15 protein-coding genes are annotated in these 24,678 nt (G+C 69.1%); 7 read left to right on the top strand and 8 right to left on the bottom strand.

All coding sequences use genetic code 11. The annotated features are described in order from the left end of the window. Positions 1–10: 10 nt before the first annotated feature. On the top strand, positions 11–1,831 hold the full coding sequence (gene typA, locus ACYBYQ_RS13320; protein WP_459614658.1) for a translational GTPase TypA: 1,821 nt from the start codon (positions 11–13) through the stop codon (positions 1,829–1,831). 70 nt (positions 1,832–1,901) lie between these two features. Here the strand turns inward: typA and ACYBYQ_RS13315 are convergent, their stop codons facing one another. The 3 genes from ACYBYQ_RS13315 to ACYBYQ_RS13305 form a co-directional block, all read right to left on the bottom strand. Further along, on the bottom strand, positions 1,902–2,786 hold the full coding sequence (locus ACYBYQ_RS13315) for an alpha/beta hydrolase (protein WP_459614657.1): 885 nt from the start codon (positions 2,784–2,786) through the stop codon (positions 1,902–1,904). Next, positions 2,759–4,843: a TonB-dependent receptor domain-containing protein gene (locus tag ACYBYQ_RS13310; RefSeq protein WP_459614656.1), complete on the bottom strand. Its 2,085-nt coding sequence runs from the start codon at positions 4,841–4,843 to the stop codon at positions 2,759–2,761. The genes ACYBYQ_RS13315 and ACYBYQ_RS13310 overlap by 28 nt, the downstream gene beginning before the upstream one ends. A 172-nt stretch (positions 4,844–5,015) precedes the next feature. Then, positions 5,016–5,699, bottom strand: coding sequence for an LOG family protein (locus tag ACYBYQ_RS13305; protein WP_459614655.1), 684 nt, complete (start codon positions 5,697–5,699; stop codon positions 5,016–5,018). Here ACYBYQ_RS13305 and polA point away from each other — a divergent pair. Together polA and ACYBYQ_RS13295 are read left to right on the top strand one after the other, a co-directional pair. Next, the gene (gene polA / locus ACYBYQ_RS13300; RefSeq protein WP_459614654.1) at positions 5,698–8,415 is read left to right on the top strand and encodes a DNA polymerase I; all 2,718 of its coding nucleotides are present in this window, start codon (positions 5,698–5,700) and stop codon (positions 8,413–8,415) included. The two genes, ACYBYQ_RS13305 and polA, sit on opposite strands and share 2 nt — an antisense overlap. Before the next feature lie 154 nt (positions 8,416–8,569). Then, a complete protein-coding gene (locus tag ACYBYQ_RS13295; RefSeq protein WP_459614653.1) occupies positions 8,570–9,433 on the top strand; it encodes a ZIP family metal transporter in 864 nt (287 codons plus the stop codon). A 21-nt stretch (positions 9,434–9,454) separates the two neighbouring features. On the opposite strand, the gene ACYBYQ_RS13290 is transcribed toward ACYBYQ_RS13295, so the two are convergent. Next, a complete protein-coding gene (locus ACYBYQ_RS13290; RefSeq protein WP_459614652.1) occupies positions 9,455–11,116 on the bottom strand; it encodes a Na/Pi cotransporter family protein in 1,662 nt (553 codons plus the stop codon). Positions 11,117–11,264: 148 nt separating this feature from the next. Here ACYBYQ_RS13290 and ACYBYQ_RS13285 point away from each other — a divergent pair, with 148 nt between their 5' ends. Further along, positions 11,265–12,656, top strand: coding sequence for an L-serine ammonia-lyase (locus tag ACYBYQ_RS13285; RefSeq protein ID WP_459614651.1), 1,392 nt, complete (start codon positions 11,265–11,267; stop codon positions 12,654–12,656). Between the two features lie 12 nt (positions 12,657–12,668). On the opposite strand, the gene ACYBYQ_RS13280 is transcribed toward ACYBYQ_RS13285, so the two are convergent. Then, positions 12,669–13,343, bottom strand: coding sequence for an epoxyqueuosine reductase QueH (locus ACYBYQ_RS13280; RefSeq protein ID WP_459614650.1), 675 nt, complete (start codon positions 13,341–13,343; stop codon positions 12,669–12,671). Positions 13,344–13,393: 50 nt separating this feature from the next. Next, positions 13,394–16,189: a bifunctional [glutamate--ammonia ligase]-adenylyl-L-tyrosine phosphorylase/[glutamate--ammonia-ligase] adenylyltransferase gene (glnE, locus tag ACYBYQ_RS13275; RefSeq protein ID WP_459614649.1), complete on the bottom strand. Its 2,796-nt coding sequence runs from the start codon at positions 16,187–16,189 to the stop codon at positions 13,394–13,396. Positions 16,190–16,218: 29 nt separating this feature from the next. On the opposite strand from glnE, the gene ACYBYQ_RS13270 reads away from it, so the two are divergent. Continuing rightward, the gene (locus ACYBYQ_RS13270) at positions 16,219–19,893 is read left to right on the top strand and encodes a YhdP family protein (RefSeq protein ID WP_459614648.1); all 3,675 of its coding nucleotides are present in this window, start codon (positions 16,219–16,221) and stop codon (positions 19,891–19,893) included. Positions 19,894–20,002: 109 nt separating this feature from the next. Here the strand turns inward: ACYBYQ_RS13270 and rho are convergent, their stop codons facing one another. Together rho and trxA are read right to left on the bottom strand one after the other, a co-directional pair. Beyond that, positions 20,003–21,259, bottom strand: coding sequence for a transcription termination factor Rho (rho, locus tag ACYBYQ_RS13265; protein WP_459614647.1), 1,257 nt, complete (start codon positions 21,257–21,259; stop codon positions 20,003–20,005). Between the two features lie 116 nt (positions 21,260–21,375). After that, complete coding sequence (gene trxA / locus ACYBYQ_RS13260; protein ID WP_459614646.1) at positions 21,376–21,702, bottom strand: thioredoxin TrxA; 327 nt, start codon at positions 21,700–21,702, stop codon at positions 21,376–21,378. Positions 21,703–22,104: 402 nt separating this feature from the next. Between trxA and parE the strand changes: the two genes are divergently transcribed. Together parE and ACYBYQ_RS13250 are read left to right on the top strand one after the other, a co-directional pair. Then, entirely contained in the window at positions 22,105–24,066 is a 1,962-nt protein-coding gene (gene parE, locus ACYBYQ_RS13255) for a DNA topoisomerase IV subunit B (protein WP_459614645.1), read from the top strand. Then, positions 24,066–24,674 (top strand): YcxB family protein, encoded by a 609-nt coding sequence (locus ACYBYQ_RS13250; protein ID WP_459614644.1) that lies wholly within the window; start codon positions 24,066–24,068, stop codon positions 24,672–24,674. Before parE ends, ACYBYQ_RS13250 begins: the two co-directional genes overlap by 1 nt. The last annotated feature ends 4 nt before the right edge of the window (positions 24,675–24,678 follow it).

Below are 24,678 nucleotides of genomic sequence, written 5' to 3'. Positions count from 1 at the left end.
GATTTCCGTTATGACCCGCGCCCTGCGCAACGTCGCCATCATCGCCCACGTGGACCATGGCAAGACCACCCTGGTCGACCAACTGCTGCGCCAGTCGGGCACCTTCCGCGAGAACCAGGCCATGGTCGAACGGGTCATGGACTCGAACGACCTGGAAAAAGAGCGCGGCATCACCATCCTGTCCAAGAACTGTGCCGTGGAATACGAGGGCACGCACATCAACATCGTCGACACCCCGGGACACGCCGACTTCGGCGGCGAGGTCGAGCGCGTGCTGTCCATGGTGGACGGCGTGCTGCTGCTGGTGGACGCGGTGGAGGGGCCCATGCCCCAGACCATCTTCGTGACGCGCAAGGCGCTGGCGCTGGGCCTGAAGCCCATCGTGGTCGTCAACAAGATCGACCGCCCCGGCGCGCGTCCGGATTTCGTCATCAACGCCACCTTCGAACTGTTCGACAAGCTCGGCGCCACCGAGGAGCAGCTGGATTTCCCGGTGGTCTATGCCTCGGGCCTGGCGGGCTATGCCGGCCTTACCGAGGACGTGCGCGAGGGCGACATGCGGCCGCTGTTCGAGGCCATACTGAAGTACGTGCCCCAGCGCAACGACGACCCCGACGGTCCGCTGCAGATGCAGATCACCTCGCTCGACTACAACAGCTACGTGGGCAAGATCGGCATCGGCCGGATCAACCGCGGGCGCATGCGCCCCGGCATGGACGTGGCGTTCCGCGACGGCCCTGACGGCGCCGTGCGGCGCGGCCGCATCAACCAGGTGCTGACCTTCCAGGGCCTGGAGCGCGAGCAGGTCGAGGAGGCCCAGGCCGGCGACATCGTGCTCATCAACGGCATCGAAGACCTCAACATCGGCACCACCGTGACGGCCACCGACACGCCCGAGGGCCTGCCCATGCTGCGTGTCGACGAGCCCACCCTGACCATGAACTTCATGGTCAACACCTCGCCGCTGGCCGGCCGGGAAGGCAAGTTCGTCACCAGCCGCCAGCTGCGCGATCGCCTGGAGCGCGAGCTCAAGTCGAACGTGGCGCTGCGCGTGCGCGATACCGGCGACGACACCGTGTTCGAGGTGGCGGGGCGGGGCGAGCTGCACCTGACCATCCTGCTCGAGACCATGCGCCGTGAAGGCTATGAGCTGGCCGTGTCGCGGCCGCGCGTGGTGTTCAAGGAGATCGACGGCGTGAAGTGCGAGCCCTTCGAGGCCCTCACGGTCGACGTCGAGGACGCGCACCAGGGCGGGGTGATGGAAGAGCTGGGCCGCCGCAAGGGCGACCTGCAGGACATGCAGCCCGACGGCCGCGGCCGTACGCGCCTGGAGTACATCATTCCGGCGCGCGGCCTGATCGGTTTCCAGAACGAGTTCCTCACGCTCACGCGCGGCACCGGCCTGATGAGCCATACCTTCCACGAGTACGCGCCCGTGCGCGAAGGCTCCATCGGCGAGCGCCGCAACGGCGTGCTGATCAGCCAGGACAACGGCGATGCCGTGGCCTACGCCCTGTGGAAGCTGCAGGACCGCGGCCGCATGTTCGTCAGCCCCGGCGAGGCGCTGTACGAGGGCATGATCATCGGCATCCACAGCCGTGACAACGACCTCGTGGTCAATCCCATCAAGGGCAAGCAGCTGACCAACGTCCGGGCCTCGGGCACGGACGAGGCGGTGCGCCTGGTGCCGCCCATCCAGATCACGCTGGAGTACGCCGTGGAGTTCATCGACGACGACGAGCTGGTCGAGATCACGCCCAAGTCGATCCGCCTGCGCAAGCGCCACCTGCAGGAACACGAGCGCCGCCGCGCCGCGCGCGAAAACGCGTAAGCGGCTCGCCTACAGGAACCCGGCTGCGGCCGGGTTCCTGCTTTTCAGGGGAGCGGTTTGCGCGCCGGCTTCACCGCTGCGGGCCGAGGGCATGCGCCAGCGCGATGGTGAGCATCTGGCCGTGGCTGTGCCCCGGATAACGCACGTCGGTCAGGCGCAGTCCGGGGATGGCGCCCAGGCGCTCGATGGCGGCATCGAGGCTGTGCGGGGCCGCCGGACGGCCGGCGGCCGGCGCCGGGGTTTCGCTCAGTATGGTGAGGTCCGCCGCGCAGTCCGCCGCACCGGCGGCAATGCGGGCAATCTCGTCGAACAGGTAGTGGCTGTTCCACCACAGGGAGGGGCTGGCGGCCATGTAGCGGCTGAAGGAACCCGGCGCCGTCAGCGCCACGTGCAGGGCGAACAGGCCCCCGTAGGAGTGGCCCCAGAGGGTCTGCCGGTGGGGATCCATCGGATAGCGCCCCGCGATGAAGGGCAGGATGCGTTCCTGCAGGCGCTCCAGGAAGCGGTCGGCGCCGCCGCCAGGCAGGGCCCAGCCCCGCGCCGCCGGATCGCGCGGCGAGCCCGCCGGCTGCGCATCGCCGGGAGAGGGCGGGGTGTAGTCGTAGGAGCGGGCTCCGGCGTGGTAGCGGTCCGGGCCGGCATAGCCCAGGCCCACCACCAGCGCGCGTGGCGCGGGCCGCGCATGGGCGTACTGCGCCAGGCTCTCGAACACGGCCCTGCCATCCAGCATGCAGATCACCGGATAGCCGGCCGGGGGCGCCGGCTCCGCGGGCCGGTAGACCAGGATCTCGTCGGCAGGCGCGCCGCCCTCGCGCTCGAGATGCCAGCAGTCGACCTGCCCGGTCGGCACGCCGACGGCCAGGTCCGCCGGCTGCGGCGGCAGGCCCGCGCCACGCGGCGCGGCCCCCGCGCCAGGAACCGCGGCGCTCAGAACGAGACGGAGGTATTCAGCCAAATGCGTCGTCCGTCGTCGACCAGCCAGTTGCCTTCCAGGCCATCGGTGCGGCCCCGGTAATCCACCGGAACGCGCTTGTCGGTGATGTTGAGCATCGCCAGGCGCAGCGTGACGCTCCTGTTGAGCTCGTAGCTGGCGCCGAGGTCGAAGGTGGTGGCGCCGGGCCGGCGGCGCGTGGTGGTCGAGCCGTTGCGGTAATTGGCCCAGTATTGCTCGCTCTGCACATGGGCAGCGGCATAGACCGACAGCGCCGGCGTGGCCTGCCAGTCGGCGCGCACGTTCAGCACGTGGCGGGGCGTGCGGTCCAGCGGCTTGCCCTTGAGCGACGAGCCGTCGTACGCAGTCTCGTCGTCGGTCTTGCGCTTGGACGAGGTGTAGGTGTAGTTGCCGCTGAGCTCCACGGTTTCGCTGAGGGGGATGCTCAGCGTGGTCTCCACGCCCTGCAGCGTGGCCCGGCCGATGTTGCCCCATTCGTACGTGGCGCCGGAGCTGCCCGAGCAGCCGGACACGCACTGGCTGTAGATCTTGTTCTTGAAATCGTTGTGGAAGTAGGTGATCCCGGCTTCCATGCCCTGGGGGTCGGCATAGTGCAGGCCCAGTTCGATGTTGGTGCTGGTCTCGGGCTCGAGGTCGGGATTGCCTGCGATGGTGCCGCGCGGCGCGCCGACGGCGCCGCCAGTGGCCTGGTAGTAGTCGGCGGACGACTGGCGCAGTTCGGGGGCGCGGAAGCCGCGCGCCACGCCGCCCTTGACCGACCAGCTGTCGTTCAGGTGATACACCAGGTAGCCGCGCGGACTCCAGTGCTGTCCGTAGCGCTCGTGGTCGTCCATGCGCAGGCCGCCGGTGAGCGCCAGCTGGTCGGTGAGGGCCCATTCGTCCTCGCCGAAGAGGGCCCAGGTGCGGGCGCTCAGTTTGCTCACCGTGTTCATGCTGCCGGTGGAGGCGGCCTCGTTGCGCGTGCCCGTGAGGCGGCTGTCGGTGTATTGCCCGCCCAGGGTGAGAATGTGGTTCGACAGGGGCAGGGTGGTCTTGGCGTCGAGCACGGTGGTGCTCAGGCGCGTGTCCGGGTATGAGGTGGTGTCGTCGCCGGCGATGGTGTTGCTGGTCTTGCCGATCTGGCGCGACAGCGACACGTCGGTGGTGCCCCAGTCCCAGCGGCCGGTATGGCCCAGGCGGAAATGCGTATAGCGCGTGTTCAGGCGGTAGTCGCCGGTTTCGGAGTCGGCCAGCGACTTGCCCACGGTGCCGTAGCGCTTGTATTCGTCCTGGCCGGCCTCCAGGGCCACGTCCTGGTTGGCCGTGGGCCTGATGTTCAGGCGGGCCGTCACGCCGCGGTCGCGGATGCCGTACGAGCCGTCCTGTACGTCGGCTTCGGAATGGTTGTTCGCCTTGCCGAAGATCTGCAGTCCGATGCGCTCGTCTGCGATCGGGCCGGCAAGGTAGAAGTCGGCCTGGCGGCTGTTGCCCAGCTCGCTGTGCTGCTGCAGTTCCGCGCCCAGATTGACGTTGCCGGTCCATTTGTCCGGCACCTTGCGCGTGATGACGTTGACCACGCCGCCCAGCGCGTCCGAGCCGTACAGCGAGGACATCGGGCCGCGGATCACCTCGATGCGCTCGATGGCCGACAGCGGCGGGATCTGGCTGCCCTGCACCATGCCCAGTTCTTCCCGGTTGAGCAGTTCGCGCGTGCCCTGGCGCACGCCGTCGACCAGGATCAGCGTGTACTTGCCCGGCATGCCGCGGATGGAGATGTCCTGCTTGTTGGCGCTGGCGCCCACCACGCTGACGCCCTCGATGTCGTTCAGCGCATCCTGCAGGTTGGCATAGGGCCGGCTCGCGATCTCGTCGTGCGTGAGCACGGTGACGCTGGCCGGCGCGTCGGCCACCGACTGCTCATAGCCTGTCGCCGTCACGGTGATGGCGCTGAGCGTGGAGGCCTCGATGCGGTCGGCCGAATCGGCGGCGGTCTGGGCGCTGGCGCCTTGGCAGGCGGCAAGCGCCGCCACCAGGGGCGTGAGGCGCCGGATGTGGCGCAGGGGCTGGCGGGTCGCTTCCATGAATGAGTCTGATTCCCAACTAGATGGCGGAGGGAGCTGATGGTGGCACAGAGCCATCCGTCCCGGCTTTGCGCCAGCACGAGTTTTTTTTGCGCTCCGACCTTTTTGGGGCTCATGGGCGCGCGGGGCCCGCATCGGCAGGCGCTGGCGCCGCGTTGCGGCGCGCCCGGATTCAGTCGGCGGGCAGCGAGGGGACGAAGTCGGCGTCGTCCTGGAAGCGGTTGTGGAATTCCACCACATGCCGCACGACCCGCTCGGGGTCGTCTTCGATGAGGAACAGGTCCAGGTCCAGCGGGCCTATCATGCCCCGGGCCTGCATCTGCCCGGCCATCCATTCCACCAGGCCCGTCCAGTAGTCGCGGCCCACCAGGATGATGGGGGCCGGCGGCACCTTGCCGGTCTGGATGAGGGTCAGCGCCTCGAACAGCTCGTCCATGGTGCCGAACCCGCCCGGCAGCGAGATGTAGGCGAAGCTGTGCATGAAGAACGTGGCCTTGCGCGAGTAGAAGTACTCGAACGACAGGCTGATGGTCTGGTAGGCGTTGTTGTGCGCTTCGTTGGGCAGGCGGATGTTGAGCCCCACGCTGGTTCCGCCGGCTTCATAGGCGCCGCGGTTGGCCGCCTCCATGACGCCCGGGCCCCCGCCCGCGATGACGGCAAAGCCCGCCCGCGCCAGCCCGGCCCCGATGGCGCGGCTCGTGGCGTAGTCGGGCGAGTCGGGCGCGATGCGGGCGCTGCCGAACACGCTCACGGCAGGGCCGATGCCGGCCAGTTTTTCGGCCGCCGTGGCTATCTCTGAGATAATCACCGGAATTTGCTTGCTGGCCGGGGTTTCCTGCGCTGCCTTTGTAACCATGAAAAAAACCTTGTTGCTGGTAGATGGGTCGAGCTACCTGTATCGCGCCTTCCATGCCATGCCGGATCTGCGCAATGCGCAGGGCGAACCCACCGGCGCCCTCTATGGCGTGGTGAACATGCTGCGCAAGCTCGTGTCGGATCATAAGGCAGAGTATGCCGCATGCATCTTCGACGCGCGTGGCAAGACGTTTCGCGACGACCTGTATCCCGACTACAAGTCGCATCGCCCCCCCATGCCCGAAGACCTCGCCGCGCAGATCGAGCCCATCCACCAGACCGTGCGCGCTCTGGGCTGGCCGGTGCTCAGCATCGAGGGCGTGGAGGCCGACGATATCATCGGCACCCTGGCGCGCCAGGCGGCGCAGCAGGGCATACACGCCATCGTCTCCACCGGCGACAAGGACCTCGCCCAGCTGGTCGATCCGCACGTCACGCTGGTCAACACCATGAGCGGCGAAACGCTGGACGAAGCGGGCGTGCAGGCCAAGTTCGGCGTTCCTCCGGCGCGCATCGTCGATTACCTGATGCTGGTGGGCGATGCGGTCGACAACGTGCCCGGCGTGACCAAGGTCGGGCCCAAGACCGCCGCCAAATGGCTGGGCGAGTACGGCTCCATCGAGGCGCTGGTGGCCCACGCCGACGCGATCAAGGGCGTGGCGGGCAGCAACCTGCGCGAGGCCATCCCCAACTTCGCGCTCACGCGCCAGCTGCTCACCGTGAAGTGCGATTGCGACCTCAGCGCGCACATCCGCGGCCTCGATGACCTCACGCCGCGCCAGCCCGATACCGAGGCCCTGATCGCGCTGTACGACCACTACGGCTTTCGCAGCTGGCTGCGCGAGCTCACCGGCGATGCGCAGCGCGTTCCCGCGGGCGACGCCCGCGTGGTGGCCGAAGCGCCGGGCGCGCCGGCCGAGCTCGATTACCAGGTGATCGCGTCCTGGCCGGCATTCGACGAATGGATGCAGCGCCTGCAGTCCGCCGAGCTGGTGGCGCTGGACACCGAGACCACCTCGCTGTCGGAAATGCATGCGCGGCTGGTCGGCATCTCGATGGCGGTGGAGCCGGGCGTGGCGCGCTACATCCCCCTGGCGCACCGGGGGCCCGACGCGGCCGAGCAACTGCCCAAGGACGAAGTGCTGGCGCGGCTGCGCGGCTGGCTGGAGGACGCCTCCCGCTGCAAGCTGCTGCACCACGCCAAGTACGACACCCACGTGTTCGCCAACGAAGGCATCCGGCTGTCCGGCATCACCGACGACACCATGCTGCAGGCCTACGTGCTGGAGTCGCACCGCGCGGTGAGCCTGGACGACCTGGCGCAGCGCTACCTGGGCCGCAGCGGCGTCACCTACGAGCAACTGTGCGGCAAGGGCGCCAAGCAGATCGGCTTCGACGAGGTGGACGTCGACAAGGCGGGCCACTATGCCTGCGAGGACGCCGATTTCACCTTGCAGCTGCATCGGGCGCTGCGCCCGCGCGTGGCCGCCGAGGCCGGGCTGGAACGCATCTACACGCTGGAGATGCAGGTCTCGGGCGTGCTCGTGACCATCGAGCGCAACGGCGTCAAGGTCGATGCCGCGGAGCTGGCCCGCCAGAGCCACCAGCTGGGCCAGGAAATGCTGGCCCTGGAGCAGCGGGCCTACGAGCTGGCCGGGCAGCCCTTCAACCTGAACTCGCCGAAGCAACTGGGCGAGATCCTGTTCGGGCGCATGCAGCTGCCGGTGGTGCGCAAGACGGCCGGCGGCGCACCCTCCACCGACGAGGAAGTGCTGAGCCGGCTGGCGCAGGACTATCCCTTGCCGCAGGTGCTGCTGGAATACCGCGGCCTGTCCAAGCTCAAGTCCACCTATACCGACAAGCTGCCGCGCATGATCAACGCCGACACCGGCCGGGTGCATACGCATTATTCGCAAGCCGCGGTGATCACCGGACGCCTGGCCTCGTCGGATCCCAACCTGCAGAACATTCCCGTGCGCACCGAAGCCGGCCGGCGGGTGCGCGAGGCTTTCGTGGCCGAGCACGGCATGCTGCTGTCGGCCGACTATTCGCAGATCGAACTGCGCATCATGGCGCACGTGTCCGACGACGCCAACCTGCAGCGCGCCTTCTCCGCCGGCGAGGACATCCATCGCGCCACCGCCGCGGAGGTCTTCGGGGTGCCGCTGGCCGAGGTCAACAGCGAACAGCGGCGCGCCGCCAAGGCCATCAACTTCGGCCTGATCTACGGCATGGGGGTGTTCGGCCTGGCCTCGAACCTGGGCATCACGCGCGATGCCGCCCAGGCCTACATCGACCGCTACTTCGCCCGTTATCCAGGCGTGGCGCAATACATGGAAAGCACCCGCCAGCTGGCTCGCCAGCAGGGCTACGTGGAAACCGTGTTCGGCCGCCGCCTGCAGCTGCCCGACATCAAGGCCGGCTCCGGTCCGCGGCGCCAGGGCGCCGAGCGCGCCGCCATCAACGCGCCCATGCAGGGCACGGCGGCCGACCTGATCAAGATGGCCATGGTGGCGGTACAGCGCTGGCTCGACGACGAAGGAATGCGCACCCGCATGATCATGCAGGTGCACGACGAGCTCGTGCTCGAGGCGCCCGCTGACGAAGTCGAGGCGGTGCGCGAGGCCTTGCCCGGGTTGATGTGCGGCGTGGCGGAGCTGCGCGTGCCGCTGGTGGCCGAAGTGGGCGCGGGCCGGAACTGGGAGCAGGCGCACTGAGGTCGGCCGGGCCGGCGCCATGCCGGCCGGGACCGCCCCCGCGGCCGGCTGCGGACGAAACGATATAATATTTCGAACTTTCGGCGACGCGCCGTTCGCCGCCGCTTCCCGTTTCCCGCTTCTCGTTGCCCGTTTCCCGGTCTCCCTCCCGAACATGCTGCTACCCTGGATCCTGCTGGCCACCGTCGCCGGCGGCCTGATTGCCGTCGTCATCGCCAGCTGGCTGGCCTATCGCGTCTTTGCCCAATACCTGCACCACATGGTGAGCCTGTCGGTGGGGGTGCTGCTGTCGGTGGCGCTGCTGCACCTGCTGCCCGAGGCCTTCGAGACCGGCGTGGCGGACGCGCATGCGCTGTTCGGGCTGATGCTGGCCGCGCTGATCGGGTTCTTCGTGCTGGAGAAGATCGCGCTGCTGCGCCACAGCCATCACCATGAGGGCGACGGGCACCACCATCACAAAGGGCACGACAGGCACGAGGCGGGCCGCGGCGGCGCGCTCATCCTGATCGGCAGCTCGCTCCACAACCTGTGCGACGGCGTGCTCGTGGCGGCGGCATTCGTGGCCGATCCGCTGCTGGGGGTGCTCACCGCGGCCTCCATCATCGTGCACGAGGTGCCGCACAAGCTGGGGGACTTCGTGGTGCTGCTCAATGCCGGGCTGGGGCGGCGCAGGGCATTCTCGCTGATCCTGTTCTCCAGCCTGTGTTCCGCGCTGGGCGGCCTGCTGGGCTATTACGTGCTGGATGTCGCCCAGGCCTGGGTGCCTTATGTGCTGGTGATCGCCGCCAGCAGCTTCCTGTATATCTCGGTGGCCGACCTGATGCCCCAGATGCACGAGCGCGTACGGCTGGCCGACGCGGTGCCGCAGCTGGCGCTGGTGGGCGCGGGCGTGGCGCTGATCTATGGCGTGACCACGATGATGCATCATGGCCACGAGCACGGGCATGGGCACGAGCATGGGCACGAACATGCGGCCCACGAGACGGGGCACCACGGCGAACACGGCCACGCGCACTGAGCGCGCTGCGCCGTCCGGCGTTCAGGTCGCGGATTCGCGCAGGCGGCTGGGCAGGAGCTCGCCGTGGCGGGCCAGCAGCGGATAGGCGGCCGCGCCCACCAGGTGCGAGTTGATGCTCTTCATGTCGCGCAGGATGTCGAGGTAGAGCGCGCCCACTTCGGCGGCGTCGATCTCGCCGGCCTTGATCTGCTCCAGGTGCGTCTCGGATGCGCGCGCCTCCATGTGGCGAAAGCGTGCTTTTTCGTTTGCCAGGGCCCGGGCCTGGCGCAGGTCGTCATTGACGAACAGGGCGGCCGCCTGGCGCTGGTTGGCGATCAGGGCGGCCAGCATTTCGTCCAGTTCGGCGCGCTGCGCGGCCGAGAGGCTCCACCCCTGCTTGCGCAGCTTGTTCGCGTGTCCCAGGAGGCCGTGGTAGGCGATGTCGCCGGCGTGGCCGATGTTGCTCGCGAAGGCCAGGATGCCGTCGCGCCGCTGCAGGTCTTCGCGCGTCATGTTGTCCTGGTCCAGCGTGGCGACGTAGGTGATGATGGCGCCTTCGAGCTTGTCCATGGCGTTGTCGAGCTGGCGGGCGTGCACCATGCGATGCCGGTTGTCGCGCCGGAAGCCGGCCCGCGCATAGAGCAGCAGTGTCTGCAGCATGTCGGCCATCCGCAGCGCTTCGCGCGCCGCATTGCCCAGCGCCACGGCAGGCACGTCGTGGGCCCATTCGTCCAGGTACTGCGGGCGTGCCGGGTCGTTGGGATCGCTGCGCTTGGGCAGCCAGCGCGTCAGCAGGCGGGCATAGGGCGCGAGCACCGGCAGGAACGCCAGCGCCACCACCACGTTGAAGAGCGTATGGAAGTTCGCCACGGCGCGGGCCGGGCTGTCGTCCAGCAGGGCCAGCCATCCGGGCAGCCAGGGCAGCACTACCAGCCCGGCCAGCACGCCCGCCACGCGCGTCAGCAGGTTGCCCAGCGGCAGGCGCCGGGCGGCCGGGTCGTCGCCCGTCACGCCTTCGATCATGGGGTTGATCGCGGTGCCCAGGTTGGCGCCCAGCACCATGGCGTAGGCCAGCGACGGCGTGACGAGTCCGTGGCCCACGAGCGACATCAGCAGCACCACCACCGCCACGCTGGAATGGGCCGCCCAGGTGAGCAGGGCCGCGACCAGCATGGCGACCGCGGGCTGGGAGCCCAGTGCCTTCAGCAGAACCCCCAGCAGCGGGGCGTGCTCCAGCGGCTGGAACAGCTGCACCAGCTGGTGCAGCGAGAGCAGCAGCAGGCCCAGGCCGATGAATACGCGGCCCAGGTCGCGCGTGCGGCCCGGCACGTTGCGGCGGAACATCCATACGCCGGCCAGGATGAGGATGGGCGCCAGGGCCGTGAGGTCGAAGGACAGCAACTGGACGATCAGCGTAGTGCCGACGTTCGCGCCCAGCATGGCCGCGAGCGCGGGGGTCAGCGCCACCACGCCGCCCGCGGCAAAGCCGGTGATCATCAGGCCGGTGGCGGTGCTGCTCTGCAGGACGGCCGTGATGCCCAGCCCCGCCGCGAAGGCGCGCAGGCGTGTGCCCAGCGCACGTCCCAGGGCGGCTCCCAGCGCGGCGCCGAAGGCGCGCTGCACGCCGGTGCGCACCATGTGCACGCCCCACAGCAGCAGGGCGGCATAGCCGGCGAAGTCCAGCAGGAGCAACAATCCAGACATGGCGAATCCCGTGCGGCGCAAGGCCGTCCATGACGTGAAACAATCACGTCATGATCTCACGTACGGGGCCGGCGTCAAACCGCACGGGCCGGCTGCCGGTCCTGTCCTATGATAGGGGCCCGCAATCGCAGACACAGGAAGCCGCGCCGTGGCCGTTTCCGTATTCGACCTCTTCAAGATCGGCATCGGGCCGTCCAGCTCGCATACCGTGGGCCCGATGCGCGCAGCGCTGCTGTATGCGCAGGGACTGGAGCGCGACGGCCTCCTGCCGCACGTGGCCCAGCTGCGCGTCGAGCTCTACGGTTCGCTGGGCGCGACCGGCAAGGGCCACGGTACCGACAAGGGCGTGATGCTGGGACTGATGGGCCAGTCGCCGGACACGGTCGACCCCGGCGCCATCGATGCCCTGCTGGCAGACGTGCGCGCCGCCCAGCGCCTGCCGCTGCTGGGCCGTCACCCGGTGCTGTTCATCGAGAAATCCCACCTGGTGTTCTATCGCCGCGAGGCCATGGCCGAGCATCCCAACGGCATGAAATTCCATGCCTACGATGCGGCGGGCGGGTTGTTGCGCGAGTCGCGCTACCTGTCGGTGGGCGGCGGCTTCGTGGTCACTGCCGGCGCTGCGAACACACAGGTGATGGCCGCGCACGACAGACTGCCCCATCCCTTCCGCCACGCGCGCGAGCTGGTGCAGCGTTGCCGCGAGCTGGGCAAGCCGGTGGCCGCCCTGATGCTCGACAATGAGCTCGTGTGGCGCGGCCGCGAGGAGATCGAGTCCGGCCTCGACCGCATCTGGCAGGTCATGCAGGAATGCGTGGCGCGGGGCTGCGGCATCGGCCATCCCGACGCCGACGGCGTCCTGCCCGGTCCGCTGCGGGTGCGGCGGCGCGCGCCGGAACTCTATCGCCGCCTCACGCAGCGCGCCGAACGCACCCTTTCGGATCCGCTGTCCGTCATGGACTGGGTCAACCTGTACGCCATGGCCGTCAACGAAGAGAACGCGGCCGGGGGCCGCGTGGTCACCGCGCCCACCAACGGGGCGGCCGGCATCATCCCGGCGGTGCTGCATTACTACGACCGCTTCGTGCCCGGGGCCAGCCCGGCGGGCGTACGCGAGTTCCTGCTCACGGCCGGCGCCATCGGCCTGCTCTACAAATACAACGCTTCCATCTCGGGGGCGGAAGTCGGGTGCCAGGGCGAGGTGGGGGTGGCCTGTTCGATGGCGGCCGGCGCGCTGGCGGCCGTGCTGGGCGGCTCGGTGGAGCAGGTGGAGAACGCCGCCGAGATAGGCATGGAGCACAACCTGGGGCTCACCTGCGACCCGGTGGGCGGCCTGGTGCAGATTCCGTGCATCGAGCGCAATGCCATGGCCTCGGTGAAGGCGGTGAACGCGGCCCGCATGGCGCTGCGCGGCGACGGCCAGCACTATGTGTCGCTGGACTCCGTGATCAAGACCATGCGCGAGACCGGGGCCGACATGAAGACCAAATACAAGGAGACGGCACGCGGCGGCCTGGCGGTGAACATCGTGGAGTGCTGAGGCGCGGCAGACTCAGAGGTTCTCTTCCTTGAGCAGGCCTTCCTTGCCGTAGAACTTCACGCCGATGTGGATGCGGTCGCGCCCCTGGGCGCGGCGGTGGCGGTTGGTGTCGCGCAGCGAATACACGCAGCCGCAGTATTCCTGCTGATAGAAGTTCTCGCGCTTGCTGATCTCGATCATGCGCTGCGACCCGCCGCCCTTGCGCCAGTTGTAAGTCCAGTAGACCAGGTCGTCGTAGCGCGCGGCGGCGCGTTCGCCGCAGCCATTGATCTGGTTCATGTCTTTCCAGCGCGAGATGCCCAGCGAGCTCGTGATGGTGTCGAAGCCGTGCTCGTGGGCATACAGCGCGGTGCGCTCGAAGCGCATGTCGAAGCACACGGTGCAGCGCTCGCCGCGCTCGGGCTCGTTCTCCAGGCCCTTGACCCGCTCGAACCAGTTGTCCATGTCGTAGTCGGCATCGATGAACTCGATGCCGTGCTGCCGGGCAAAGCGGATGTTCTCGTTCTTGCGGATCTCGTATTCCTTTACCGGATGGATGTTCGGGTTGTAGAAGAAGATCGCGTAGTCGATGCCCGAGGCGGTCATGGCTTCCATGACCTCGCCGGAACAGGGCGCGCAGCAGGAGTGCAGCAGCACCTTGCGGCGGCCGGCGGGCAGTTCGAGTTTGGGGCGCACGAGTTCGGACATGGCACAGGCGTGGCCGCGCAGGCGCACGTGAAAATGGCGAAAAACCTATTTTACTGCGGGTCTGCGCCGCCTTCAGGGCCCAGCACGGCCTGCCACAGGGCGGTGACCGCGGCACGCTCGTCGCGCAGCTGCTCGTCGGGCACGCGCGCCTTCTCGACCCCTTGCAGGCGCAGCGCGTGCTGGGCCCGGCGCAGCGTGCGATAGGCGTCGCCGGCCCGCCGGGCCAGTTCGGCGGGAATCAGTCCGGCCTCGCCGGCCAGCCGCAGGAGCGCGATGTTCCCCAGGTTGGCCACCAGGGCGGGATGCGCGGCCGCGTGGCTCAACACCAGGTACTGGGTCACGAATTCCACGTCGACCATGCCGCCGCGGTCGTGCTTGAGGTCGAACAGCCCGCTGGAATTCGGATGCCCCGCGCTGATCTTGTCGCGCATGGCCAGTACTTGCGCCCGCAGGGTGGCCTGGTCTCGCGGAGCGACCAGGATCTCGGCGCGGATGCGCTCGAATCTTGCGCCCACGGCGGGATCCCCGGCGGCATGCCGGGCGCGGGTCAGCGCCTGGTGCTCCCACGGCCAGGCGTGCTTGCGCTGGTATGCCTCGAAGGCTTCGACGCTGACGGCCAGCAGTCCGGCATCGCCATCCGGCCGCAGGCGCAGGTCCACGTCGTAGAGCCGGCCCGAGGACGTCATGGTGGACAGCCACGAGGTCATGCGCCGTCCCAGCTTGGCATAGACTTCGCCGGCATCCTCGCGCGGGTCGTCGAACAGGTACACCAGGTCCAGGTCGGAGGCGTAGCCCAGCTCCTTGCCGCCCAGCTTGCCGTAGGCGATCACGGCGAAGCGCGGTTCGGCGCCGGGCTGGCGATTCACCAGCGGCCAGACGCGGCGCATGGTTTCCGCGAGCAGCAGGTCGGCCAGGGCGGACAACTGGTCGGCGAGCTTCTCCACGGTGAGCTCGCCTTCCAGATCCTGGGCCAGCAGCTGGAAGCTGGCCTGGCGCTGCACGTCGCGCATCAGGTTCATCTGCCGCTCGATGTCGGGTTCGCCGTCGGGCAGCACGCAGGCGTCCAGGTCGGCGGCCAGTTGCCGGCCGATCTGGGCGAAGTCCAGCGGCTCGAACAGCGTGCGCCAGTCGATCAGGCTGTCCAGCAGCAGCGGATGCTGGGTGAGGTATTGGGCGGCCCAGGGGCTGGCCGCCATCATGCGCGCCACGCGCGCCAGCGTGTCGGGATATTCCGCCAGCAGCGCGAGATAGGCGCTGCGCTGGGCGATGGTCTCGATGAGATCCAGCAGCCGCACGGCCGCGTCGCGCGGCGCCGGCGTCCGGCTGGCGGCCTGCAGGGCCTGGGGCAGCAGCGCTTCCAGCCGTCGCCGGCTGCCGTCGGGCAGGCTGCGCACCCGATGGCTCTCCAGCAGCGACTCGGTGCGGCGCAGCAGGTCTTCCGCGTGTTCACCGTATTGCTCGCGGATCTGGGCGGCCAGGGCGGTCTCGCCATCCGCGGGCACGGGCGGGGGGCTGTCGGGCCGGCCGTCGCCGTCGGCATCGATGTCGCCCACGCCGGCCAGCCGGAAGGCGTCGCGGAACGATTCGGCGACGAAGGCGCGATGCTCGGCCAGCTCGCGTTCGAAGCGGTCGGTGTCGTAGCCCAGCGCCGCGGCCAGCCCGGCGCGCCGCTCGGGATCGCCGGGAAGCAGGTGCGTCTGCTCGTCTTCCCGGTATTGCAGCGCGTGCTCGGTTCGGCGCAGGAAGCGGTAGGCCTGTTCCAGGCGCCCGGCGGCGTCCGCGGGCAGCAGCCCGGCGTCGCGCTCTGCATGCAGCGCCTCGATCAGGCCGCGGCGCTGCAGTCCGGGCATGCGGCCGCCGCGGATGAGCTGCGACAGCTGCACGATGAATTCGATCTCGCGGATGCCGCCGTCGCCCAGCTTGATGTTGTGGGCAAAGTCGATGCCGTTGCGCGCCAGGGCGCGCCGCTGCCAGTCCTGGCGGATGCGCTCGCGCAGCGCCCGCAACGCGGCCAGCGCGTCGAAGTCGAAGTACTTGCGGTAGACGAAGGGCACGCGCAGGCTCTCGAGCTGGCGGGCCTGCGCCTCGGGCAGGCTGTCGGCATGGGCGCGCGCGGGCATGAGGCGCGCCTTGAGCCAGGCGTAGCGTTCCCATTCGCGGCCCTGCGCGATCAGGTAATGCTCCAGCGCATCGAGGCTCCAGGCCAGCGGGCCGGCGTCGCCGTCGGGGCGCAGCCGCAGGTCGGTGCGGAACACCTGCCCGTCGGCATCGACCTCCGACAGCACGGGCATCATGCGGCGCGTGAGCCGCCCGTAGAACTCATGGTTGCTGATGCTGCGGCGGCCGTCGGTTTCACCCTCCTCGCCGTACAGCATCACCAGGTCTATGTCGGACGACACATTCAGTTCGCATCCGCCCAGCTTTCCCATGCCGACGATCAGCATCTCCTGGGGCGCCCCGCTGGCCGGGTCGCGCGCGATGCCGTGCACCTCGTTGAGCTCGGCCGTCACGCTGCGGTAGGCGGCGCTCACGGCGAGGTCCGCCAGGGCGGTCATGGCCCCCACCACTTCCTCGAGGTCCGCCACCCCGCCCAGGTCGCGCACCATGAGCAGGGAGAACACGCGTTCGCGCAGGCGCCGCAATACGCTGCGGCAGCGGGCCACGGGCATGGGCTCGCCGGAGTCGGGTCCGGCCAGTTCGGCCAGCCAGTCCGACAGCGATTGCGCGGTCACGGGGCGGGCCGCCTGATCCTGCAGCCAGGCACGCAGATCGGGGCGGGCATCGAGGCGGCGGCGCAGGTGTCCGGACCAGGCCAGGGCGGGCGAGAGCAGATCGGATTCGGGCATGGCTGGGAACACACGTCCAAGCGGGTTTCATGTATAAGGGACGATACATCAACGCGCCCCTTCCTGCCGATCTGCCCGTGTCCGTTTCCACCAAGTTCCTGCGCTGCCTGTACTGGGGCGTCCTGGCTGTTTACGCGGCGGTGGTCGTGGGGGTGCTGGGGCTGCGCTATGCGGTGCTGCCCCGCATAGACCAATGGCGTCCGCAGATCGAGCGGCAGGCCAGCGAGGTCCTGGGCGCCCAGGTGCGCATCGGCGCCGTGAGCGCCGACTGGAGCGGCCTCAACCCGCGCCTGCGCCTGTCCACGGTGCACGTCTACGAGCCCGGCCAGTCCGATCCGGTGGTGACGCTGCCCCGCGTGGCTGCGGTGCTGGGCTGGTCGAGCGTGCTGCGGCTGGCGCCGCGTTTCCTGAGTCTGCGCATCGAAGGCGCCGATCTCGATGTGCGCCGCGATCCGGACGGCACGATCCGGGTGGCCGGCCGGTCGCTCGACCCCAAGGCCGGCGCGGGAGGCGATTCGCCATGGCTGGCGTGGCTGTTGCGCCAGCGGCAGATCGGCCTGTACGACCTCACCGTGCGCTGGCACGACGCACAGCGCCAGGCGCCCGAGCTGGTGCTCTCCAACGTGAACCTGCTGGTGCGCAATGGCACGCTGGCGCACCGCTTCGCGCTGAGCGCCCGGCCGCCGGCGGCGCTGGCAGCCGGGATCGAACTGCGGGGCGAGATCGACCGCGGCCTGTTTGCGCCGGTGCAGGCCCCGTCGCGCTGGAATGGCCAGCTCTATGCGCAGGTCGATGATGCCGAGCCGGCCGCCTGGGCGCCCTGGCTGGCGCTGCCCGCACTGGAGGGCCGGGTGGCCGCGCGCGGCTGGCTGCGCCTGGCCGACGGCGCGGTGCAGGACCTGACGCTGGATACGGCGCTGCGCGGACTGCGCTGGCGCCTGCCCGACGGCGCCGGCTCGGTGGCCGTGGCGACGGCCCGGGCGCGGCTGGAAGGCGAGCCCGGCGATCTGCTGCAGCGGCGCGGCTTGCCGCTGCGCGGGGGCGATGCCGCACATGGCCTGCGCCTTGCGGGCGAGGCAGCAGGACTGCAGGTCGGGTTGCCCCATCTCTTCGAGACCCCCGAGCTGGTGGTCGACGCGCTGACGCTGGATGGCCGGCTGCGCCGGCCGCAGGGACAAGCGGCAACGCTGGACCTGCGGCAGCTGCACCTGAGCAATGCCGACCTGGACCTGCGGCTGTACGGAGCCTGGCGCGGAGAAGGCCGCACAGCGGCCGGCACGGCCGATCTGCGCGGCACGCTCTCGCGCGCTTCGATGCCCGCCATACACCGCTACCTGCCTGCCGTCGTGAGCCCGATGGCGCGCCGCTGGCTGGCTCAGGGGCTGCAGGCCGGCGAGGCGCGCGACGCGGCGCTCACCCTCAAGGGCGATCTCGCCGATTTCCCCTATACGCAGGGCAGGCAGGGCGAATTCCGGGTTTCCGGCGCCTATGACGATGGGGTCGTGGACTACGCGCCCGCACGGCCCGGACGCCAGGGCTGGCCGCGGCTGCAGGGCCTGTCCGGCAGCTTCGTGGTGGACAAGACCGCGCTGGCGCTCACCAGCGCGGGCGGCTACATCGAAACCGGGGCACAGCAGAGGATCGACCTGGGGCCGCTGCAGGCGACCATTCCGGATATGGAGCACGACGCCCAGCTCACGGTCGACGGCGACAGCAGCGGCGATGTGTCCGCCTACCTCGCCCTGGTCCGCAATTCACCGCTGGGCCGGATGCTGCACGGCGCGCTGTCCGATGCGCAAGGTTCCGGCCAGTGGCGCGTGCCGCTGAAGCTGCAGATCCCGCTGATGCGGGTGCGCGATGCCCGCGTCGACGGCCGCATCGCATTCCAGGACAACCGGTTCCGCTTCTCGGACGGCATGCCCAGCCTGAGCCGCCTGTCGGGCACGCTGGCGTTTTCCGAGACCGGGCTGCAGGCCCAGGACATCCAGGGCGTGTTCCTGGGCGGGCCGGCGCGCATCTCGGGGCGGCTCGACGGTTCGGGCCAGGCCCTGCAGTTTTCCGGCACGCTGCCCGCGTCAGGCCTGCAGGAACTGGCGCGCACTCCACTGCTGGAGCGCTTCTCCGGCAAGACCTCCTACGAGGGAAGCCTGTCGTACGGGCGCGGCAAGGCGCTTTCGGTCACCGTGCGCAGTCCGCTGACCGGCCTGGCCGTGGACCTGCCCGCGCCGCTGGGCAAGCCTGCCGGTACCGAACGGCCGCTGCATCTGGAATGGGAGCCGGCCAGCGATGCCGGCACGCCGGGTCGGCGCTGGCTTTCCGGCGGCCTGGGCACGGACGTCAATCTGCTGCTCGAGCATGACCCCGACGATCGGGCCGGCACTTTTTTCTCGCGCGGTGCGCTGGGTGCCGGCCGGGCTGCCACGCTGCCGCTGCGCGGCATGCGCATCGCCGGCAGCGTGGCGGCCTTCGACCTGGATGCCTGGGAACGGGTGGCCGACGGTGTTGCTGCCGCAGACGAGCAGGAAGGCAAGCGCCCGGCCGGTGCGGAGGGAAGCGTGCTGCCGCGCCTGGACGAAATCAGCCTGGACACCGAGGCACTCACCGTGGCCGGCCACCGTTTCGATGCGGTGAAGCTGCAGGCCCGGCGTCCGACGCCCACCCAATGGCGGGTGCAGCTCGATGCACGCCAGGCCGCCGGCACGCTGGAATGGACCGAGGCCGCCGGCACGGTGGCCGGCAAGGTCGTGGCCCGCTTGTCGCGGCTGGCCATCGGCGCGGAGGAAGACGATGCGCGCCAGGCTGCCGCCCAGGCTGTGGACCAGGCGGGGGAGGGATTTTCCGACATCCCCGCCATCGATCTGCAGGCACAGTCCTTCAACCTGTACGGCCACGAGCTCGGGCGTCTGGAGCTGCTGGGCACCAACCTCGAGCGGGGCGGGCTGTGGCGGCTGGACAAGCTCACCCTGGGCAACGATGCCGCCACGCTGCAGGCAACCGGCACCTGGAAGCTCAAGGGCGCCGATCGCGGCCTGACGGTGGATGCCTCGGCCGACTTCCGCGACCTGGGGGCCTACCTGGAAGACATGGGGCTGGGCCAGGTCGTCAGCGGCGGCAGCGGCACGGTCCGGGGCAAGCTCAGCTGGCGCGACCTGCCCTGGCGCCGCGACCTCACCGAACTGCAGGGCCATGCCCGGGTGAGCCTGGACAAGGGCCGCTTCGTGCACGTGAATTCGCGCACGGCGCGCCTGCTGGAATTGCTGTCGCTGCAGTCGCTGCAGCGGCTGGCCAGGCTCGAGATGGACCCGGCCGGTGTCCTGCGGGAGGGCTTTCCCTTCGATACGGTGCGCGGCGACGTGAGCGTGTCCAAAGGCGTGGTGAGCACCGATGGCTACAAGATCAACGGGCCCGTGGCGGCCATCGTGCTGGGCGGCACCAGCGATATCGTGGCCGAGCGCTGGGACCTGCAGGCGGTGGTGATACCCAATCTCGACGCCAGCGGCGCGGCCGTGGCCACCGCGCTGGCCGTCAACCCGCTGATCGGGCTGGGCGCCTTCCTGACCCAGTGGCTGCTCAAGCAGCCGCTGGCCCGCGCCATGACCATGGAATATACGGTGACCGGATCATGGGACGACCCCAAGCTGGCGCCGGTCGAGCCGCAGTCCACGCCCATGCCGAAATCGGTCGAGGAGCATATCGAGCATTGAGCCGGCGGGAGGGGCAAACGGGGATCCCTCCGACCGGAGACGCGCGGATCCGGCTCCGCCGGTCCGCAGCGTCGCCCCCGGGGGAAGCGGGCAGCGCTTCGGGGGAGGCCTACTTCTTCATCATGTCGAAGAACTCGGCGTTGGTCTTGGTGGCGCGCATCTTGTCGAGGATGAACTCCATCGACTGGATCTCGTCCATGTCGTGGATGAACTTGCGCAGCACCCAGATCTTCTGCAGCAGGTCGGGGCGGATCAGCAGCTCTTCGCGGCGGGTGCCCGACTTGTTCAGGTTGATGGCCGGGTAGACGCGCTTCTCGGCCAGGCGGCGCTCGAGGTGGACTTCGGAGTTGCCGGTGCCCTTGAACTCTTCGTAGATCACCTCGTCCATGCGGCTGCCGGTCTCGACCAGCGCGGTGCCCAGGATGGTGAGCGAGCCGCCTTCCTCGAGATTGCGCGCCGCGCCGAAGAAGCGCTTGGGACGCTGCAGGGCATTGGCGTCCACGCCGCCGGTGAGCACCTTGCCGGAGGCGGGCACGACCGTGTTGTAGGCGCGCGCCAGGCGGGTGATGGAGTCGAGCAGGATCACGACGTCCTTCTTCATCTCGACCAGCCGCTTGGCCTTCTCGATCACCATCTCGGCCACCTGCACGTGACGCGTGGCCGGCTCGTCGAAGGTGGACGCGACCACCTCGCCGCGCACCGTGCGCTGCATCTCGGTGACTTCCTCGGGCCGCTCGTCGACCAGCAGCACGATCATGACGGCGTCGGGGTAGTTGGTGGTGATGGCGTGCGCGATGTGCTGCATCATCACGGTCTTGCCCGACTTGGGCGGGGCCACGATCAGGCCGCGCTGGCCCTTGCCGATCGGGGCGAAGATGTCCATGATGCGGCCGGTGAGGTTCTCCTCGCTCTTGATGTCACGCTCGAGGCGCATCGGCTTGTCGGGATGCAGCGGCGTCAGGTTCTCGAACATGATGCGGTGCTTGACCGCCTCGGGCGGCGCACCGTTGATCTTGTCCACCTTCACCAGCGCGAAATAGCGTTCGCCGTCTTTCGGCGTGCGCACTTCGCCCTCGATCGAGTCGCCGGTGTGCAGATTGAAGCGGCGGATCTGCGACGGCGAGATGTAGATGTCGTCGGTACTGGCGAGGTACGAGGTTTCCGGCGAGCGCAGGAAGCCGAAGCCGTCGGGCAGGACTTCCAGCACGCCGTCGCCGAAGATCTGCTCGCCTTGCTTGGCGCGCCGCTTCATGATGGCGAACATGAGCTCCTGCTTGCGCAGGCGGTTGGCGTTCTCGATTTCCAGGCCAGCGGCCATTTCCAGCAGCTGCGATACGTGCAGCGCCTTCAGTTCATTGAGGTGCATCGCGGTGAATTGGGGGAGATGAGAGATGGGCTAGGGCGGCGGGCGGCGGACGCGCCCGCGCGGGACTCGCGATGCGCGCCGGACGACTGACTGCCGGCGCGCTGGCTGGTGCCAGTTTACAACGCGCTGTCCAGGAATGCCGTCAATTGCGACTTCGACAGGGCGCCCACCTTGGTTGCGGCGGCCTGGCCGTTCTTGAACAGCATCAGCGTGGGGATGCCACGGATGCCGTACTTCGCGGCCGTTTCCTGGTTTTCGTCGACATTGAGCTTGGCTACGGTAAGACGGCCCGCATACTCGGTGGCGACTTCCTCGAGGATGGGGGCGATCATCTTGCACGGTCCACACCAGGCTGCCCAGTAGTCCACCAGCACGGGCTGGTCGGATTGGAGCACGTCGCCTTCGAAGCTGGCGTCGCTGACGTTCTTGATTTGCTCGCTCATGGTGATGATTCTCGGGATTCGGCGGCGGGCTGCACCAGGCAGCCGGTCGGTGACGGTATGTCGATGACTTGTATGTCGGGGACTTGTTCGGGATGACGCTTGTGGGTCTTCGCCGATGGCGCCGGACCACTGGCGCCGGGGCGGATGGCCTCGGGCCTGTGATTTCGGGTCAGCGGCTTCCGGAAGGATTAAAGCATACCACTGTCGATAAAGACAGCGTTTCCCGGTTTTGTGTAGGATGTTGCGGCGCGACGGCCGACATCGACAAAACCCAGGCCGCGCGCAATCCGTCATCCTACCGAATTCCCGGCTGCTCAGCGCGTGCGCATCCTACCCGGAGCCGCGCCAAATCAGGGCCTGTCCGTAAAATGTCGGTTTTTTTCCACAGATGTTGGGGATAACTTGGCCACACCACGTTACACCGAAGCTTCGATCCGAGTCCTGAAAGGGCTGGAACCCGTGCGGCAGCGCCCGGGCATGTATACGCGCACCGAGAACCCGCTGCACATCGTGCAGGAAGTCATCGACAACGCGGCCGACGAAGCCCTGGCCGGCCATGGCCGGCAGATCCAGGTGGTGCTGCACGCCGACGGCAGCATCTCGGTGGAGGACGACGGCCGCGGCATTCCGGTGGGCATGCATCCCGAAGAGCACGCGCCGGTGGTCGAACTGGTGTTCACCCGCCTGCATGCCGGCGGCAAGTTCGACAAGGCCGCCGGCGGCGCCTATGCGTTCTCCGGCGGCCTGCACGGCGTGGGCGTCTCGGTCACCAACGCGCTGGCCTCGCGGCTCGAGGTGGTGGTGTGGCGCGACGGCGGCGTGCACCGACTCGTGTTCAAGGGCGGCGAAGTGGCCGAGCCCCTGGCGCCGTTCGACGCGGGCGTGCGCAAGAAGGCCGGCACCCGGGTGCGCGTCTGGCCCGATCCCAAGTACTTCGACAGCCCTCATATCCCGATGGGCGAGCTGACGCACCTGCTGCGCAGCAAGGCCGTGCTGCTGCCGGGCGTGAAAGTCTCGCTGGTCAACGAAAAGACCGGCGACACCAGGACCTGGCAGTACGCCGAGGGCCTGCGCGGCTATCTGGCCGAGGCGCTGGGGGATGCCGAGCTGATGATCCCGTTCTTCGAGGGCGAACAGTATGCCGGCGCCGACCACGAGACCTTCGCCCAGGGCGAGGGGGCGCAGTGGGTCGTGGCCTGGACCGAAGACGGCAACGTGGTGCGCGAGTCCTACGTCAACCTGATCCCCACGCCGGCCGGCGGCACCCACGAATCGGGCCTGCGCGAAGGCCTGTTCGGCGCCGTCAAGAGCTTCGCCGAGCTGCACGGCCTGCTGCCCAAGGGAGTGAAGCTGCTGCCCGAGGACGTCTTTGCCCGGGCCAGCTTCGTGCTGTCGGCCAAGGTGCTGGATCCGCAGTTCCAGGGGCAGATCAAGGAGCGCCTGAACAGCCGCGATGCCGTGCGCCTCGTGGGCGGGTTCGCCCGCGGCGCCCTGGATCTCTGGCTGCACAGCAACGTGGAGTTTGGCAAGAAGCTGGCCGAACTCGCCATACGCCAGGCACAGGCGCGTGCGCGCTCGGCGCAGAAAGTCGAGAAGCGCAAGAGCTCGGGCGTGGCGGTGCTGCCCGGCAAGCTCACGGACTGCGAAAGCAGCGATGCCAGCCGCACCGAGATCTTCCTGGTCGAGGGCGATTCCGCCGGCGGTTCCGCCAAGATGGGGCGGGACAAGGAATTCCAGGCCATCCTGCCGTTGCGCGGCAAGGTGCTGAACGCATGGGAGGTCGAGCGTGACCGCCTGTTCGCCAACAACGAGATCCACGACATCTCGGTGGCCATCGGCGTGGATCCGCATGGCCCGGACGACACGCCGGACCTCTCCGGCCTGCGCTACGGCCGCATCTGCATCCTCTCGGACGCCGACGTCGATGGCTCGCACATCCAGGTGCTGCTGCTGACGCTGTTCTACCGCCATTTCCCCAAGCTGGTCGAGGCGGGCAACGTCTACGTGGCGCGGCCGCCGCTGTTCCGCGTCGACGTGCCGGCGCAGGGCAAGCGGCCGGCGCGCAAGCTCTATTGCCTCGATGAAGGCGAGCTCGAGGCGGCGCAGGACAAGCTGCGCAAGGAGGGCGTGCGCGAAGGGGCCTGGAGCATCAGCCGCTTCAAGGGCCTGGGCGAGATGAATCCCGAGCAGCTCTGGGAGACCACCATGAATCCCGACACCCGCCGGCTGCTGCCGGTGGGCTATGGCGACCTCACCCCGCAGGACACCACGCGCATGTTCGACATGCTCATGGGCAAGGGGGAATCCGCGCAGCGGCGCGCCTGGATCGAGGAAAAGGGCAACCTCGCGGAGCTCGACGTCTGATGACCCAGGCCCCGAGCATGACGATAGACCTGCAGGTCGACGACTATGCCGACTTCACGGCGCACGCCTGCGTGCAGCCCGAGGCCCGCCGCCGGCGCATGGCCAGCCACAAGCGCTTCGCCGTCATCCTGCTGCTCGGGTTGCTGGTGCTGCTGCTGGCCCGTGCCTGGGATGGCGGCAGCGTGGACTGGGCCGCGCTGCTGCCGGTGTACGCCGCATCCGCATTCCTGGGCCTGGCCGCGCTGGCCGGGCTGGCCATGCTGCACGAGCGCCTTCTGCCAGCGCTGGTGCGCCGCAGCACGCGCCGCATGCTGCAGCGGCATCCGGATCCGCTGTTCCTGGGCCGGCACCGGCTGGATTTCGGTCCCGACGGCATCACCGACACCGCCGGGCAGGCCTCGGGCCGCCTGCCCTGGGACGCAGTCAGCCGCATCGACGAAACCGCCCAGCACTGGTACGTGATGCAGGACAGCACGCAGGGGCTCGTCATACCCAAGCGCGGCCAGCCTGCCGCCACCCTGGCCGCCGTCCGCGCCGTGCTGGCTGCCCACGTGCCCGGCGCGCGCCTTGCCGCCGGGTCGGCATCGAACCCGAATTCCGAGCATTGAACAC

The sequence above is a fragment of the Bordetella sp. 2513F2 genome, from assembly GCF_054642735.1.
This window is presented reverse-complemented; position numbering and strand designations above follow the sequence as displayed.